Genomic DNA, 15590 nt, shown 5'->3' with positions numbered 1-15590 from the left:
TCTCTCCCCACTTCTCTCTTGTGCTGGTGGCCCGAAGAAGCTATACTTTAAGCGAAGTTCACGTCCTTGTTCGCCCCCTCTTTTTATGAGGTGTCGAACCCCATGCGTCAGGTGTATCGTGTGTGACCTACGCGTGCTGGTTGCTTCGGCGTTTGTGGCTCGCTTTTGCTCGAAGACTCTGACGCCTGAAGTGAGAGGAACATAGCAAACACACCCATTGTGTGCTTGAAGTCACGAACTTCGGTACAACCTGCTGCTACAATCCCGTAGAAGCAGTTCCTACCCGATCCTGGGAGAGTGCTCACATGAGTGCACAGTACGATGGTGCCACGATCATCGTCGCAGCCCACGATGGTGAAACGATCGTGACCACGAATACCCGTCTGGAGTACGACAACAACGACCTCTCGTCCATCGCCAGGAGCTTCGTGGCGGCGGTCAACCTCGTCTCGCAGCACACCGCCTTCAGTTCGCTCGACGATCTGGTGACCGCTCTGGGGGACATCGCCGAGATGATGCGGCTGCGTTCCAGTGGCGTGATGTACGAGGTCATCGACGTGACCCCGAACAACAGCAAAGCCGCGCTCGCCGATCTGGTTCCCGAGACGGCCAACGAGTGGGTACACGCCATCGTCTCGAAGCTGGCTTCGTACCTTCTCACCGTCGAGTACAAGGTCATCCTCATGAGGATGACCATCAACTAGATGCACCAACGCGACACCAAGCACACAGGTGTGCCGCCCGCTCTCTCACGAGAGTGGGCGGCACATCGCCTTAGCAGATCCCTCACACGCACCCTTCCCTCATGCAAAAAATCTTGCCGCACCCTTGCCCTCCCTATTGGCACTTACCAGGAGGGATGCTCTCGCAGGAAGCGCAGTTGGGCACGAAGAAACTGCTCATTGGTGGAGTGCATGCCATGTGTGCGCTCGAGTATCTGCCGTGCCATCTGCTGCTGTTCAATCGAGAGTGGATAGCGTCTGGTCGCCTGATACGTCATGGAGGCATCAGTCCCATACCACTCAATGTGGATGACAGGGCTTGCCTCAAGGGCCTGCAACAGCTGTCGATCCTCTTCATCAGTTGGGTTGAGGAAGCACTCCAGAACAAAGGGACTCCCAGATTGCACCTGGACCCCAATGAGGCGATCATGCACCATCACCACTCGGCTGGTGAGACGATCATAGAGGAATAGATGGAAAACTGTGAGTGGGCCTTCGGCCTCGTAGCACACAAAATGTGTCGTTAAGGCTACCTGAACCATGGCGACCTGTGGTGTGGTCACGGGTGAGCGAACCACAAAGCAGGGAACCAGGAGCAGTTCTTGCGAAGATGGAAGGGTCATCTCTACCACTGTCGTAAGCATGCCTCCATCACGCATGGTGTTCAGGGCGGCAAGCAAGGCCGGCGGAAGTTCTGGGTGATCATCAAAATCATTCATCACATAACGCTCTTTTCTCAATAGAAAAAGGGAACACTTCGAGGTGAAGTGTTCCCTTTTTTTGTCGCGCTCTCTCATAGTTCTGAGAGAGCTGGGATAGGAGGCGGGCTGAGGCCTCGCTATTGTCTCGCCGTCGCCCGCTGAAGCCCCGGCATCGACCCTGGATCGACTCCATCCCATAACGAACCTGTCATGAGACGCCCACCAGAGAGCCGTTCGGTTCGCCCCTCATGCAGGGTCGCAAAGAGGGCAGGATCCATATCCAGACCGAGTGTCGCACGCGCCTGACGAACCGAGGTTTCAGTGGGAAAGTCGGGGAGACCTAACTCACGGGCCGAACGCGGTTCCTCATCCAGGTCGAGGAGTGTCGCACGGCAGGAGGTGGCAATGGCACGTAATTTCGCTTGAATCTCGCTCAGGCTGCGCTTGCGCGCCTCTGGTGATAACTCCACAATCGCTTGCAGCTGCATCATCATGCGCCCAATATCGTCATCATCGTAGAAATTGAGCCCACGAATACGCTCGATGAGATGTTTAAGTTGTGTCACTGACTGGGGCGCAAAGCTTTCGCTCGCGCGACGTTGCAAGGTTGCGAGCACATCACAGACCGCGTTATAGGTCTGTGAGCGCAGTTGACTCACAAGCGATGTGCACAACGAATCCAGCACCGAGAGGCGTTCCTCTGCCTGTAACCGCAAATCGCGCGCAATGGCTTCCCGCTGCCATTCCTGCTCACGTGCCTGCCGTCTTGTCTCATCCACAAACGTCCCGCTCTCAAGTGTTGCATGCTCCTGCCCAGCATCTGAGGCCACACGAAACTGGAGGAACTCATCAAAGGGCAGGAAGGTAAATGCGAACGTCGACTGAATACGCTCTGGCGTTGGCATTTGTGCACTGATACGGTTACAATAGTTGGCCACAAAGGCTTCAAGTGGTTCTTGTAAGAGGCCTGGGCGCGTCGACTGAATACGGTGGTAGGCATCGCGTGCAATCACATCGTATTTCTCCAGGAGCTCTCGCTTGATTGGCTGATAGTTGCGTACGATCTCATCACGTAACGCAAAGTAGGCCTGGCGAAACTGCTCCATTTCCGCTTTACACACCATATAATTGGGATAGGGCACAAAGGCGCCAAGCTCTGTGCGAAACGCACGCTCTTTGAGGCTCGAGCGGGCTCCGCTCTCAATCTGGTTCAGTTTCTTTATATACCGCTCAGGCAGTAGCCGCTTTTCACCGAAGACCAGAAGCTTCTGTAACGCCTGCCGCACGTCGTGATCCTCGACCGTCACCCCAAGATCTTCCAGCTCGAACCTGGTGACAAAACGGCAACGCCGAATGTGCAGGCGAACACGTACAATACTGCTTCTTAGCTCGTCGACCGCTCGGTATTTCCCAAGCAGATGCGATACAATCTCCTGTTTGCGCGATGGGCCATCCACAGTTCCCTGCGGTGCTGGCATCGTCTGAGCCATGATCGTGCTCCTTTTTTCCACTTCACCAGTGCTCTCCGTAAGAGGTCATCAAGAGATATCTCACAAAGAGCCCACAACGCCATGCTTTCAATCGATTGAAAGCATGGCGTTCAGACAACAACGACGTAGAGACGCCTAGAATGTGCGGGGTTGACGCGGTCCGGCCTGGAAGGACAACGCCTGTTCCTTCTCCTTGAGCGTTTCCTGTAATGCGCCACGATTACGCCAGAGGGCCGCATAGTCAGGTGGGCAGAAACGAAGGTTGTTACAGGCATCGATAGCCTTAAGCGTAAACCATTCGGCCATCTCTCGCGTGACCGGGCGCAGGTTCGTACACGCGATCTCGGCATCCTGTCGCTCAATACTAGAGCTCCCCCGCAGCGTAGCCTGCCACCGCGACTCTCCTACCAGCGCTTCCAGATCGCTTGCGCTATAGCGATCGGTCTGCGCTACGAGCACCTGTGCTGCATCTGAAGTCATACGCACGCCCTGGAGCTGGGCCTGTTTTTCCAGGATGCGTCGCCGCCCCTGCTCATCTGCCAGTAGAACGGGAATAATCGCGTCCATACGGCGCAGTAAGGCCGGATCAAAGAGATCGGGGCGATTACTCGCCAGGACTAAGAGCACGCGACCACGCAGGGAGGGATCGCCTGCGAAACGCAACATGGCACTAAAGAGATTTACTGATGTCGAGTTCCCTGTAGTGCTGCCACCGCGCCGGGAGAGCTCTGTCTGATCGGCCTCATCCAGAAAGATGAGTACAGGGGCCAGGGCACGGGCAAACTGGAAGAATTCCGCCAGGTTGCGTTCCGAAGAACCCACCCATTTATCCAGAATGTTTTCCATAGTGAGGGCAAGTGCGCTAAACCCGATTTCGCGCGCCAAGGCCTGCACATAATAGGTCTTGCCTGTGCCTGGTGGACCTACAAGCAGGAGCCGGGAGAGGACATCCTGTGTCCGTCCTTCCTGCATGGGACGCAGAATATTTTGCCGTGTCAAATTGATGACATGCTCCATCCCTCCCAGGTCAGCAAAGCCGCCTGGCAGCGGCTCCAGCATCGTCGCGATCTCACTATATTTGGCCGTAATGATATCGTCTTTATACGACTTCACCAGCTCCCTGGTAATGCCCGTTGGGCCCTGGCCTTCTTGCGCCTCCATGGCTCCAAGCAAGAAGATGTCCTCCACATCGTGCAGGCCAATCCCGGCGGTCATCCGTGCGATATCGGCGAGGGTGAGATCCACCAGCGGAAGAGGGGGAAGCTGTTGCTGTCTGCGATGCTCTTGATACCAGGTGATGTAGGCCAGGCGCGTCCGCTCATCGGGCAAATCGATCGGGATCACCTTGTAGCCGCTATCACTGTCACGCAAATCCTCATGTAGATCAGAGAGACGACGCGTAAGGAGAAACACCGGGTTGCCCTGGCTCATGAGCGTGGGATCGCTCCCCCAATACTGAAGGGTGGCAAGCACATCGAGCGCCTCAGGAGACATTGTCGCCTTACTGCTGGGGGGACACAGGTAATCCGCGCAATCAAGAATTACCGCCACCCGTTCCTTGCCATCCTTCGTTGGATCATGCAGGTCTCGTGCGCGTAGCAGGTGTTCTAAGAGCGAGAGAGCCTGCTTAGGCGTACGCGCCGATTGAAACACATCCGTTGACGAAAGGACTCCCGAGGCATCCAGGGCCGCCGTATAGGGGTCGTCACTGGGAAGACTCCAGGCGGATCCGAGCAACTCCCTGGCGCGCGCACGCATAGAGGTTCCCGATCCTCTGCCGTGCTCACGCCCCTCAAACACGTCATCGAGCGGAAAACAGATGCCAGATGCACGATGATAGTAGACGACAATCTCAAATTTGCTTGCCAGTGACTTTTGTAAGAAGAGCAGCTGAGACACATCGCGCGCGGCAATCCCATGAATATCGCCACACAACAGGAAGCAAATCCCAGCTGAAGAGATGTACATCTCACGGAACTTGTGATACCACGTGGGGATCAGGTCAGATTCCGGAGCAGGTGCAGGCACGCTGGCCGCATCATGTATCGAGTCCATACGTTCTCCTTGGCAAGACACTTGATCAGGGACAGACATACTCTTGTTCAATCTCAACCTGGAGCCCATACGGTGCAAGACGTTGCAGCAGACGGTCACGCGGGAAATCCAATGCACGATCCCCATCAGCTGGCCACGCGCGATTGGGGCGTTTCTTTTCACGCACCACACAGTGTTGACAGGTTCCAAGCTTCACAGACCCATCATCGTCAATCCTGACGTACAGCCTCTTTCGCCTGCTGCGAAGCACCACTCTGATGAGGACCAGGAGCATCAACAATGAGAGGGCAAACACGACTAGCATTCGAATCATTTCATGCCTCCTTGTACGTTCGGTTCTTGCAGCTGCCGCTGTCTCTGTGCCTGTTTTTCCCCTTCAACCAGGAGCAGTTCGGGCTTCGGCGTGATCTGGACCTCATCCAGAACAATGCCAAACTGTGCCAGCCGCGCATGGAGCTGCTGGTCGACTTTGAGGCAGGCATTTCCTTCAAAGCCGAAAAAGTCGGGTCGGACCGACCCATCATCGAAGATGGACACCACCACTTTAGGCATACAATTCTCCTGAAATCACGACACCCTCCTGGAGTGCCTGGACGGATACATGTTGAAACTGTTCAAGCCGCATCGCGGCCATATAGGCAAGCGTGGTGTAGGTTCTGATGATACGCCGCTGTATGGCCTCGTAGAACTCCTCAACGCGATAAGGATCACCTACACAGGTAAGCACCCCGGTCTTCTCGTCAATAGAGAGGCCAAGCCCACGATCCAATGCCTGCTTGCCCGCCTGGCGTGGGATGTGAAGCGCAAGGCCCGTATTCACGCGATGTTGAATTTGATAATAGTCAAGGTAATACGGCTTCAGCTCTCCCTCATACTCACTGGCAACCATGGTCACGGCCTGGCGAAGCAGCAGAATGAAAGGAAGCTCGGCAATGGTCATGTCATCTCCCTGCCGGATAAGAGCGAGGAATTCAGGGAGGTTTGGACACACAATTTTCGTTTTTGCCTCAACAATATGGCTCATAGTTAAGAAACTCCTTGTCTACACATTCGGTACCAACACAAACCGTCCGATAGGACACAATGAAAGCCACCATGCTTGTTCTGCACAGTGGCTTTTCTGGGGCAAGCTGGGTGGATCATGGCGCACTAAGCAAGGCATCAAGCGTTGCGCGTCTGACCCGATAGGCTTGCCGTTTGCCGCGATGGGGTAAGGTAATGGCTTCGAGGGCACCCATTTTGATCCAGCGCCTCACAGTGGTATCATCGACCCTCAGGAGGCGTGCAACTTCTCTCACAGTCAACAACTCTTCTTGTCGATTGACCTGCGTCATGCGTTCCTTCTCCTCTCCATCTCAACACAAGAGATGCGAGCAAATGCGTCTACGAGAAACATCCTACAAATTGAGAGCACAACCTGGGTGAAGTGCGTCTTTCGACGTTCCAATGACATATATCCTGACCGGAGAATCTGGGTCTGTTTCTTTCGGGGGAGGTGCACGTATTGAGGAAAAGAGAAACCTCTGGTGGTCAAAGGCGCTTCGTCCCTGCTTGACCACAATCACCTGGTCATGATAAGCATGCGAAGCGCGGGCAAGCATGACAACCGTGTCGCCAGCAGCGAAGACAGCGGAGTGCATCCTTCATCTCCTTCTGGGGACAAGTGGAAAGAAGCCAGAGAGACAAACAGGAGAAAACGGAGGGGCGCACAAGAGGGGGCAAGCAAACGGGGAGCAAGTGTATATACACATTTTCCGCTTTTATGTCGTCTGGCTTTTTGTATCAATGATGCGTGGGAAAAGTGACGCATCCACATCCTCAAGTATCGTGGCACCAAGCCCAATCACCCGCTTCTCTAAGGAGCAAAAGATTTCCAGCATATGCGTCAAGGCAGGGCCAGGGTGATCAAGCACCTCAGAGCAGAGCACAGCATCAAGCGTCAGGAAAAAGGGATGACGAGGGGTTATGTCAACAGCAAGCTGTATATCGGTGACGGCGGCAATACACACCTGGGCCTCACTGGCCTTCTGTGGGAGAGGCGTCATGGTGAACCGATCGCGCAAAGGGCTTCCATCTCCCCATGCCTGAGCCTGCTCCCATGCTTTCAGGCAAACAGCCTTCTGATGACGTTTGACAAGCCAGAGGAGATGTTGATGAGGATTCTGGTGTAACAGATGCTCAATCCCCATAAGAGCAAGAGACACGATCATGTCCTCGTCAAGAATGAGCAGCATCCCTCCCTGCTCACTGCGGGCAAGGGCTTGCTCTAAGACCGCGAAGACTTTGCGCAAGTGCGCACTCTTCTTCCATTGGGTAGGGACAGCTGGCGATAGTGGGAACGTGTGGGAAGAGTCTGGGATACGTTTTTTCACGCAGATTCTCCTTTCTTTAGCAGAAAACCTGCTATTTTCTAGCAGGTCTGCGCTGTTTTCTCTGTGTACATTTTTTGCGCTACGACATGCTCACTCACGAACAAAAACGCCCTCAAGATGGAAGCATAGAGCTCACACCTCCACATACCCTTGCGCAACCAGTGCTTTTGTCGACGAGGCAAAATCGCCCTGATGGGCAAGAATGGTATATGCGCCAAATTTATCGATGCCCACGCGCGCAACAAAGGGCGTTGAGGTTGAGAACACATACAAGTAGCCGCTCCCTTCAAAGTTGGTTGTCGCACTGATGCCAAGCGTCTTCCCAGGTCGTCTCCAAAAATCCTCCTGGCCGATCTTTTTCACCCAGGTCCACCCATATGGTTCCAAAATCTCAGACCACGTTGCCTGCTCATTAAAGATCGTGCCTGGCCGACGCCCCTGACTCTGCTGCGAGGGTATGCGAGGGGGCTGATGCACTGGCGGTGGTATCTTATCAAGCGTGCGAGCAACGGCATGAAGTAGCGCACGCTCTTGCACGGTAATCGTGACGATGGTGGACAGGTCTCCTTGTACCACCCGATAGGGACGCCCGCTGGGATGCACCCCACCAGATGAAGGAGCGCCGATGCCATACCCTCCCTCTCCTCGCGTTTCAATTGTGCTCTCGACCCAGGGAGGCGCCTTTAATGGGCACTGGGCTAACTTTTTACTCCCCTCAATGACACGGCATCGATAATAGAGATGCACCCCTCTGGGCGAGAGCTCCTTGTAGCCCTGCTCAATTTTCTCCAGGAGTGCGGTCAGTTCTTCCTGTCGTACTCGCTCAACAAACTGCGCATAGATGTCATGGGCATCAAAATCAAGCATCTCTAATCCCCCACTCACGCTTCCAGTAAGAAACGCGATCCCATGATCCTTGCCATAAAACCAGGTCCGAGCATGATTCAACGTTGGCAGGCTCACCTGGTACGGCTTCCATCGAACAGCCGGAGCTTTCCTCCCATCAGGCACAATAGGAATGAAGCTAATACGCGCTCGTAACGCGGCAAGCGCGGTTTGATACACAGCAAAAGAAGAGGGAGATGATTTAGAAGCAGTCATCACACACAATTCTCCTTGTTGTCTGACTTGTGACACCACAAACATACTGGCCTTTGCCTCCCAATGCGGAGACGTTAAATGTTAAAATAGATGTTTGTCGATATAAATCAAACAAAGAATGGTGCACACAAAGAACGCGATGAGCCTGAATCATCGCTTCAACAAAGAGGGATAAAATGCACAGTGGCCTGAGCACTCATGGCCGTAAAAAGTGAAGCACCAACGATTTTTCTATTGCACCCTACAATATCTCTTTTACATGCATTGCATATAAACACACAAGTACTCGGAAAGAATGGAAGAAACAAACGACAACAATAACGACCACAGTCTTGCTTTACAATCTGCATCCAACAAGTACGCACAACAATATACTTCTCAGAAGTTTTCTCTCTACAACACCGTCCCTAACAAGAACTATCTACCGTAGTTACTTTCAGCAGCGAGCACACCTACAAACCAACCTACATACATAAACAGACGTTTGTGCTGATCATCAGGAGAGTTCTTGCTTCATGTGAAGAAAGCCCTGCAATCCTTCTTCCAGCTCATCATTGCTTGTGCCGTTTTCAGAGGACAGAACAATGATGCTTGGGAAAGCGAGTATCCACTTTACAGACACAAAGCTTTCCAGGGTGGCACGTTGGCCAGTAACAGATGGATCATCTGTTGTCCCTATGGGACTGTTCTTTTTCTATTCACTTCAACTATACAGAACAGGGCCCGTGACCAGGTGGGGAGGTCGTGGGTAGGAAGGTGAAAATAAAGCCAAATTGCTCCGTAAAATGGAACACAACTCTAGGATAAACGCGCTTCTATCCGTGAAGCGCGCCTCCCGCCAATGTGGTGGTGCCGCGTCCAGTACAGGTGGCTTGATGGGCATATACAGGGAAGAGATCGCCTCACAGCACTACGCAATTATAAGGAACGAATTCTTGTGAGGCAGTCCTATGAAACGCCCATCATCCACAGAGCAGGCAAATAGGATCACACAAGTGGAAGAGGAGGGATATACCCAGGCACTCTTCCTCTTGTGTTTTCAGTAAGACACAATTGTCAATGACGATATGGATGATGAGAAGAGACGAACAAGCTCAACCACATGGTGGGAGCGAACGTCATCATCAAACACACATACCGGTATCAGGGCCATGCTACAAGCCTGGTTCCTGACAAGCTCAACCTCACCTGGGAGCGTCAGTCACCAGGACTCGCAACGCGAACGGGTTTCCGGGCTCCAGAGAGGGAACCATCACATCCGCTCGCGCGCACCTCTGCCTGATACAGAAGCAGAAGCGCGACAGGGAAGGCAAGGGAGGGCGTCCCTTGCGAGCCATACGACGAGATGAATCTACAAGAAACGAATGCTACGCGGAAAAAACTAGTGATGGGGAAACGCCAGATAGAGTGCACCGAGTACACCTGCCAGGAGGAGGAACCAGACCAGGAGGCACCCCACGGTATTTTTGCCGGTGGACACCACAGCATCGAGAAACGAGTTTCTTTCATCCCACCTGGAGAGAGAACGTACAGACAGTTGATGCTGTCGGTTCTCTCGCTCTTGCTCCTGAATCAGTTGGACGCGTTCGGCAAGCTGATCTTCGCGCTTCTTCACACTCTGCTCATATTTGTCTGCCCACGCGTTGGCCATACGGTGTCCGGACTCAAAGAGGCTCTGGCGCTCTCGCTCGCCATGCAAGACCAGCTCACCCAGATCATGAATGATCGGGTAGGCAGTGCCAAATGCTTCTTCAGCGTCCTTGCGTTGGGCGGCAATGCGTTGCTGTTGTACGACGGCTTGCTGCTCATCTTCCTGTTTCCAGAAGTGTTGCAGGTCCGAGCGTACAGTCGTGAACTGCTGTTGCAGATCGGAGGCGAACAGCTCAGGGTAATTGGGACTCATCGGCTTGCCTGCGACCTTCTCACGAAGGAGAGCGGTCGCTTGTTTCCTCGACCAGTTGCACATCGCCGAGAGCAGCGAGGATGCAGCGGTCGCGCGATGACGCCTGGCATCGAGCAGGGCCTGCGTGTACCGCTTTTCCGCTTGCTCCTCCTCCGCTTGTAGCTGGGCATCGTCAAGTTGCAGTGGCGCATTGAGCACCACCGATAAAAAGGTATGCTGGGCATCCTTTGTCGCTTTGGTCTGCAGCTCTGTCCAATCGAGAGACGCCGAATGTGCCAACGAGTCGGGGTTGGTGATTGCCTTGGTCATGGAAGTTCCCTCTTCTTTCTTTTACATGTGCGATTTCATTGTGTGTCTCGGGACGAGCATGACGAAGGCATTTACCATCGCATGCATTCCTCCCGATGTGCGATGGTGCGAGATAGACAACGTTACTACGATAAGAGTGCCCTACAACGATGCATCCGGTACAATCAGGGTGCGTTGCAGACGCTTCAACCGTTGATGCAGATACTTGACATCAGCAGACGTGACAGGAAGCGTCATCTGCTCAAGCGCTCCAGTAGGGGCGCGCCGAAGGTGCTTTACGGTCTCTCGAATGTCAATGCGGAGTTGTCCGTAGGCATCGAGGAGAGCCATATTGTCACGTTGGTAGGCCGCAAGGGCAAGCGCGCGACCGGCTTGCTGACATTGACGTTGGATGTTCTTGAGCAACTGTTTTTTGGACTGTGCCATAAAAAGTGCAACCTCCTTGTATGCTCACCCACACACCCGGTCTTTTCATGCGCGCAGTCCCATTCACCGCGCACATGACCTTCCTCCTGGGGTCAAAGCTGTGCGGGTGATCTATTCAACACTCTCTCATCCAATCCATTTTAGAAAGGATGACTTGACTCTAACATCGTGGCAGGGGTACCCCAGAGGAAGACGGGGAAATATGGCAAGGGAGGTGGGGTGAGAGGAAGGGGGAAGAGAGTAGTCATGCATCGGATGGGTTCATGTTATTACGTTGTGCTGTGAATGCTGGCATCGTGTGATGGCACATGGAAAGGGCTTTCATACAATAGCACCTCGCTGATATTGGGAACCTTCATTCTCAGAGACACCCAGCATGTAGACAACACAGAACGAGCTTACATACTCATCATCCCAGCATTCCTTATGCTGGCACGGCAACTTGCCTCCCAGGGAATGGGGCTGAGAGATTGGAACCCCCTCTTGCAGCATTGAGACCATTTTGCGACTTTTCGCTTGATCTGTAGCAGAACGGCAAGGCTGAATGGTCTCTGGCTCTGTATATTCTCATGTCAGTTCGAAGCGACTGGATACCTACTGAGAAACGGGAGCAGAGAAATGGATTTCCTCGGAAATTGGGGTAAGAGAGGACTAGGACCTCCTTGTGTTTGAAAATGGTTTTCCTCTATAATGGAGGTGAACAATTATCTGTCACCGAACATGCTGGCTTGCGCTGGCAAGGTGATCGGTTTCTTTGTGGTTTGTCACCGTAGGTTCGCTGTCTGTCCGGTACGTTGAGACATCGCGGAGGACACTCGGAGGAACCCAGAGATCGACTGGCCTATCGTCTCATCAGATGAACCACCTTTCCATAACGAGAGCCACGATCCGGCACTCCTGTGGAATGAGATCAGGCTACCGATGAGTGTTCAGTACATAATCCAGCGCGAGAATGATGGCATTCTCGCCCGACCCAGAGGGGTTGGTTGTCATGGGCAAAGCGGAGGAAACGACCGTCGAGGTTCAGGATGAGTGGGGTCGGACCCACTCCTTGCGGGTCCGCAGGGACCCGACGACGCGCAATCTGTACCTCGTACGGGAGTACCGCCCTGCCAGCATCACCGTCTCCGACGAGGGTACGGTGACACTGGGCTTCGGCGGCATCGAGATCGTCCTGGCAGCGTACGCCGGGGCGCGGACCGTCGAGCGGCGTATCAGTGGGCAGCTGGTCCCGGCGGCCTACGTGGACGAGGAGGTGTGCTTCAACACCTGCTCGCACCCGATCGTGAGCCTCTGCGCCGACGGGACAACGATCTTCTTCCCGAAGAGCTTCGCTCTTCGCAGCGCGGTCACCGTCAGCGAAGAGCAGCCCGGCGACAAGATGCTCGGCGGGGTCCCGCTGCTGGGGGAGCGCTTCAACGAGGGTCCCAGCCTGCCCGTCCGCAGGCCCGCAGGCATCTACATCGTCCCCTCGATCACGAGGAGGGCGGTCGGACGGCTCTCGCCGCCCAACATGATCAGCCCGGAGCACGGCAACGACTGGACGACGGGCGCGATCCTCAGCGCCAGCGGAGGGAACGTTCCCATGCTGACGCGCCGGTTCCGGCGTTTCGTCGCCTAGAGGGAGTACTGAGCACATCAGTTGGGGAGCCGCGCGGCGCGCGGCTCCCCAACCGTTTTTTGAGGCAGTCCAACGTTTCTGGTCAGTCGACCCAACGGAGGTATGTTTACAAGAATGCGAGCGAGAAAGCCCTGCTCATGGATGGCAGGGATGCATCGCCGTTCCTTGAAAGGCTGAGGGGAGGGGCGGATCCTCGCAATAGCGGATGTTGGGGCACTTGACGAGATGTTCCCATTCTGCTATTCTATGGAACATACGATCTAGACCCAAAGCGCCATACACAAAAGAAATGGGATGCGCGAAGCGCCAGGCTGCAAGCGACCACACACAAGCACCCACTGTCCGTACCCCCCACATTTCTGCTGGAACTGCCCCTTGTAGTGAACGCCGGGCAGGCCAAGCGGGTGCATGCCCATCTGGAAGCGCGCTACAATGCCATCCTCTCCCTCGGGCAGAAGCGTCTGCGCCACATGCGGGCTGATCCCGCCTGGTAAGAGGCCCGCACCTTTCCTCGTGCCCACAAGGCGGAGCGAGCGGCGACGTTCTCCTCCTTGCGCAAAGCCCATGGCTTCACCGAAGCAGCCTTCTGATCTTCTTTCATGTGAGCAGTCCCATACACCGCATACATGATATTCTTCCAGGAGTCAATCGGTGCAGATGACATGTTCAACGATATCTTGTCCAACCCATACAGAAAGGATGACTTCACGTTAACATGGTGGCGGGGAGACACCAGAGGAGGACAGGGGAATATGGCAGGGGGAATGAGGTGAGAGAAAGGGGGAAGAAAGTGGTCAGGCGTAGGATATGGCTCATAAAATTACAAGAAACCGAGCGAGAAAGCCCTGCTCATTGATGGCAGGGATGCATCGCCGTTCCTTGCAAGGCTGGGGGAGGAACGAATCCTCACAACAGCGGATGGTGGGCACTTGACGAGATGTTCTCGTGCTGCTATCCTATGGAACGTATGATCTAGGCACAAAGCGCCATGCACGAGAGATGACATGAAGAAGCCTCAGGCTGCAAGCGACCAGAAAAAATCAGCAACGTTCCGTACAACGACCTTTCTGCTGGAACTGCCCCTGGTGGTGAACCAGGGGCAGGCTAAGCGCCTGCGCGCTCATCTGGAGGCGGCCCGACAGCTCTACAATGCCATCCTCTCCCTCGGGCAGAAGCGTCTGCGCCGCATGCGGGCTGATCCCGCCTGGCAAGAGGCCCGCACCTTCCCTCGTACCCATAAGGCGGAGCGAGCGGCGGCGTTCTCTGCCTTGCGTCAAGCCCATAGCTTCACCGAAGCTGCCCTGCATCAAGCGGTCAAGGGCTTGCGCGTTGGGTGGATCGCTGAGCACATTGAGGCGGTACTCGCCCAAACCCTGGCCACCCACGCCTATCGCGCCCTCAATCGCGTCTGCCTGGGCAACGCCAGGCGAGTGCGCTTCAAAAGCCGAGGGCGAGGCTTCTGCAGCATCGAGAACAAGCGCAATGATACCGGTCTGCGCTTTGTCCTTCAACCACCCGAGAAGGGAAACGCCGGGTTCCTGCTCTGGAATGGGGATCGTTTCCCAGCTCTCATCGATTGGCAGGATGAAGTGGTGTGCCATGGTTTGAAGCACCGCATCAAATACGCTCGCCTCCTCCAACGTCCCGCCAGCAGCAAGAGAGCAGCTGGTGCCGATACCGAGGGGTATCGCTACGTTGTGCAACTGGTCCTGGAAGGGGTCCCTCACCACAAGCCCAAACACATCATTGGCAAGAGCATCGTGGGAGGAGATCTTGGCCCATCGACCCTGGCGCTCGTCCCCCAGGAAGGGGAAGCCAGTCTGCAGGTATTCTGTGCGGAACTGGCACCTGATGCGAGAGCCATTCGTCGTCTGCAGCGGCAGATGGATCGGCAAAGACGAGCAGGCAACCCGGAGTACTACGACGAGAAGGGACGCATTAGGAAGCGGGACACCAAGAAGCGACCGTGGAAACAGAGCAAGCGCTACCAGGCGACGAGGCGACGCAAGGCGAGCAAAGAGCGCAAGTTGGCGGCGTATCGTAAGAGCCTGCATGGTCGCAAGGTGCATGAGGTGCTTGCACTGGGCAAGACCATCATCCTCGAAAAAATCTCCTACAAGGCATGGCAGAGGCAATTTGGCACGAGTGTGGGACTGCGAGCTCCAGGGATGTTTGTAGCACTGTTGAAACGCACCGTTGCAAGTACGGGCGGCACCCTGGTCGAAGTCCCCACACGCACCACGGCATTGAGCCAGTGGTGTCATGGCTGTGGCAAGAAAGTCAAGAAGCCCCTCTCAGAGCGCTGGCATCAGTGTGCCTGCGGTGTGGGTCCTGTGCAACGCGATCTCTACTCAGCGTTTCTTGCTGCCTACCTTGATCCAGCAGACCCCATTCCCTCGTGTGCCCGATACCAGGTGTATTGGGAAGGTGCGGAGGCGCGCCTGCGGGCAGCACACGAGTGTCTGATCCAACGTGCGAGAGAGGGGCAGGATCTGCCCCAAAGCTTGGGTCTGACCCGAGCCAGAGCGCGTCTGCCCAAAAGTTCAGAGGAACCACCACTAGAGCCTGCTCTTCACCCTCAAGGAGAAGAACTGGAAGCGTGGGACGAACCTCTGGAACCCCGCTGCTTGAGCGCGCGGGGAGCACTCAGGTTGTGCTGTAACTTCTGGCATCGTGTGATGGCGCATGGAAAGGGCTTTCATGCGACAGAGACTTCCTGATATTGGGAACCTTGATTCTCAAGAGAATTCATCATGCAGGAAAAAATGACTGGCTTCCGTTCGCTCGGGCCAGTGGCTTATTAAGGAGAAAGGCATGTAGCATGAAGAACATGCTACGATGCTATTGAACATTTTTATTCTGGCAAACTATTTTTAAAACAGAGAATAGT

The 15590-nt window shown here is 54.8% G+C and carries 15 protein-coding genes and 1 pseudogene; 3 read left to right on the top strand and 13 right to left on the bottom strand.

Annotated features, from left to right (window positions below; genetic code table 11):
• Positions 1-305: 305 nt before the first annotated feature.
• Entirely contained in the window at positions 306-704 is a 399-nt protein-coding gene (locus K3T82_RS44155; protein WP_220199817.1) for a hypothetical protein, read from the top strand.
• A gap of 143 nt (positions 705-847) precedes the next feature.
• Here the strand turns inward: K3T82_RS44155 and K3T82_RS44150 are convergent, their stop codons facing one another.
• The 13 genes from K3T82_RS44150 to K3T82_RS44090 form a co-directional block, all read right to left on the bottom strand.
• On the bottom strand, positions 848-1441 hold the full coding sequence (locus tag K3T82_RS44150) for a hypothetical protein (RefSeq protein WP_220199816.1): 594 nt from the start codon (positions 1439-1441) through the stop codon (positions 848-850).
• 119 nt (positions 1442-1560) lie between these two features.
• Positions 1561-2913 carry a hypothetical protein gene (locus K3T82_RS44145; RefSeq protein WP_220199815.1) on the bottom strand — a complete coding sequence of 451 codons (1353 nt, stop codon included), beginning with the start codon at positions 2911-2913 and terminating at the stop codon, positions 1561-1563.
• Positions 2914-3048: 135 nt separating this feature from the next.
• Positions 3049-4968 (bottom strand): ATP-binding protein, encoded by a 1920-nt coding sequence (locus tag K3T82_RS44140; protein ID WP_220199814.1) that lies wholly within the window; start codon positions 4966-4968, stop codon positions 3049-3051.
• Between the two features lie 25 nt (positions 4969-4993).
• Entirely contained in the window at positions 4994-5281 is a 288-nt protein-coding gene (locus K3T82_RS44135) for a hypothetical protein (RefSeq protein WP_220199813.1), read from the bottom strand.
• Complete coding sequence (locus tag K3T82_RS44130; RefSeq protein ID WP_220199812.1) at positions 5278-5520, bottom strand: hypothetical protein; 243 nt, start codon at positions 5518-5520, stop codon at positions 5278-5280. Before K3T82_RS44130 ends, K3T82_RS44135 begins: the two co-directional genes overlap by 4 nt.
• Positions 5513-5992, bottom strand: a complete 480-nt coding sequence (locus K3T82_RS44125) for a hypothetical protein (protein WP_220199811.1) — start codon at positions 5990-5992, stop codon at positions 5513-5515. The genes K3T82_RS44130 and K3T82_RS44125 overlap by 8 nt, the downstream gene beginning before the upstream one ends.
• 115 nt (positions 5993-6107) lie before the next feature.
• Positions 6108-6302 carry a helix-turn-helix domain-containing protein gene (locus K3T82_RS44120; protein WP_220199810.1) on the bottom strand — a complete coding sequence of 65 codons (195 nt, stop codon included), beginning with the start codon at positions 6300-6302 and terminating at the stop codon, positions 6108-6110.
• 63 nt (positions 6303-6365) lie between these two features.
• Complete coding sequence (locus K3T82_RS44115; protein ID WP_220199809.1) at positions 6366-6608, bottom strand: hypothetical protein; 243 nt, start codon at positions 6606-6608, stop codon at positions 6366-6368.
• Positions 6609-6728: 120 nt separating this feature from the next.
• Positions 6729-7340 (bottom strand): hypothetical protein, encoded by a 612-nt coding sequence (locus K3T82_RS44110; RefSeq protein WP_220199808.1) that lies wholly within the window; start codon positions 7338-7340, stop codon positions 6729-6731.
• A gap of 132 nt (positions 7341-7472) precedes the next feature.
• Positions 7473-8441, bottom strand: a complete 969-nt coding sequence (locus tag K3T82_RS44105) for a bifunctional DNA primase/polymerase (protein WP_220199807.1) — start codon at positions 8439-8441, stop codon at positions 7473-7475.
• 1381 nt (positions 8442-9822) lie between these two features.
• A complete protein-coding gene (locus K3T82_RS44100; protein WP_220199806.1) occupies positions 9823-10653 on the bottom strand; it encodes a hypothetical protein in 831 nt (276 codons plus the stop codon).
• Between the two features lie 141 nt (positions 10654-10794).
• Positions 10795-11079, bottom strand: a complete 285-nt coding sequence (locus K3T82_RS44095) for a hypothetical protein (RefSeq protein ID WP_220199805.1) — start codon at positions 11077-11079, stop codon at positions 10795-10797.
• 910 nt (positions 11080-11989) lie between these two features.
• Positions 11990-12718, bottom strand: coding sequence for a hypothetical protein (locus tag K3T82_RS44090; RefSeq protein WP_220199804.1), 729 nt, complete (start codon positions 12716-12718; stop codon positions 11990-11992).
• Between the two features lie 293 nt (positions 12719-13011).
• On the opposite strand from K3T82_RS44090, the pseudogene K3T82_RS48775 reads away from it, so the two are divergent.
• Together K3T82_RS48775 and K3T82_RS44080 are read left to right on the top strand one after the other, a co-directional pair.
• Positions 13012-13284 (top strand): annotated as a pseudogene (locus K3T82_RS48775) (hypothetical protein); the annotation flags it as partial.
• Positions 13285-13704: 420 nt separating this feature from the next.
• Positions 13705-15420 carry an AAA family ATPase gene (locus tag K3T82_RS44080; protein ID WP_236031919.1) on the top strand — a complete coding sequence of 572 codons (1716 nt, stop codon included), beginning with the start codon at positions 13705-13707 and terminating at the stop codon, positions 15418-15420.
• Positions 15421-15590 lie beyond the last annotated feature (170 nt).

Source organism: Ktedonospora formicarum (assembly GCF_016587355.1).
Lineage (GTDB): Bacteria > Chloroflexota > Ktedonobacteria > Ktedonobacterales > Ktedonobacteraceae > Ktedonobacter > Ktedonobacter formicarum.
The sequence above is the reverse complement of the archived record's forward strand: the minus strand, read 5'-3'. Positions and strand labels throughout refer to the sequence as shown.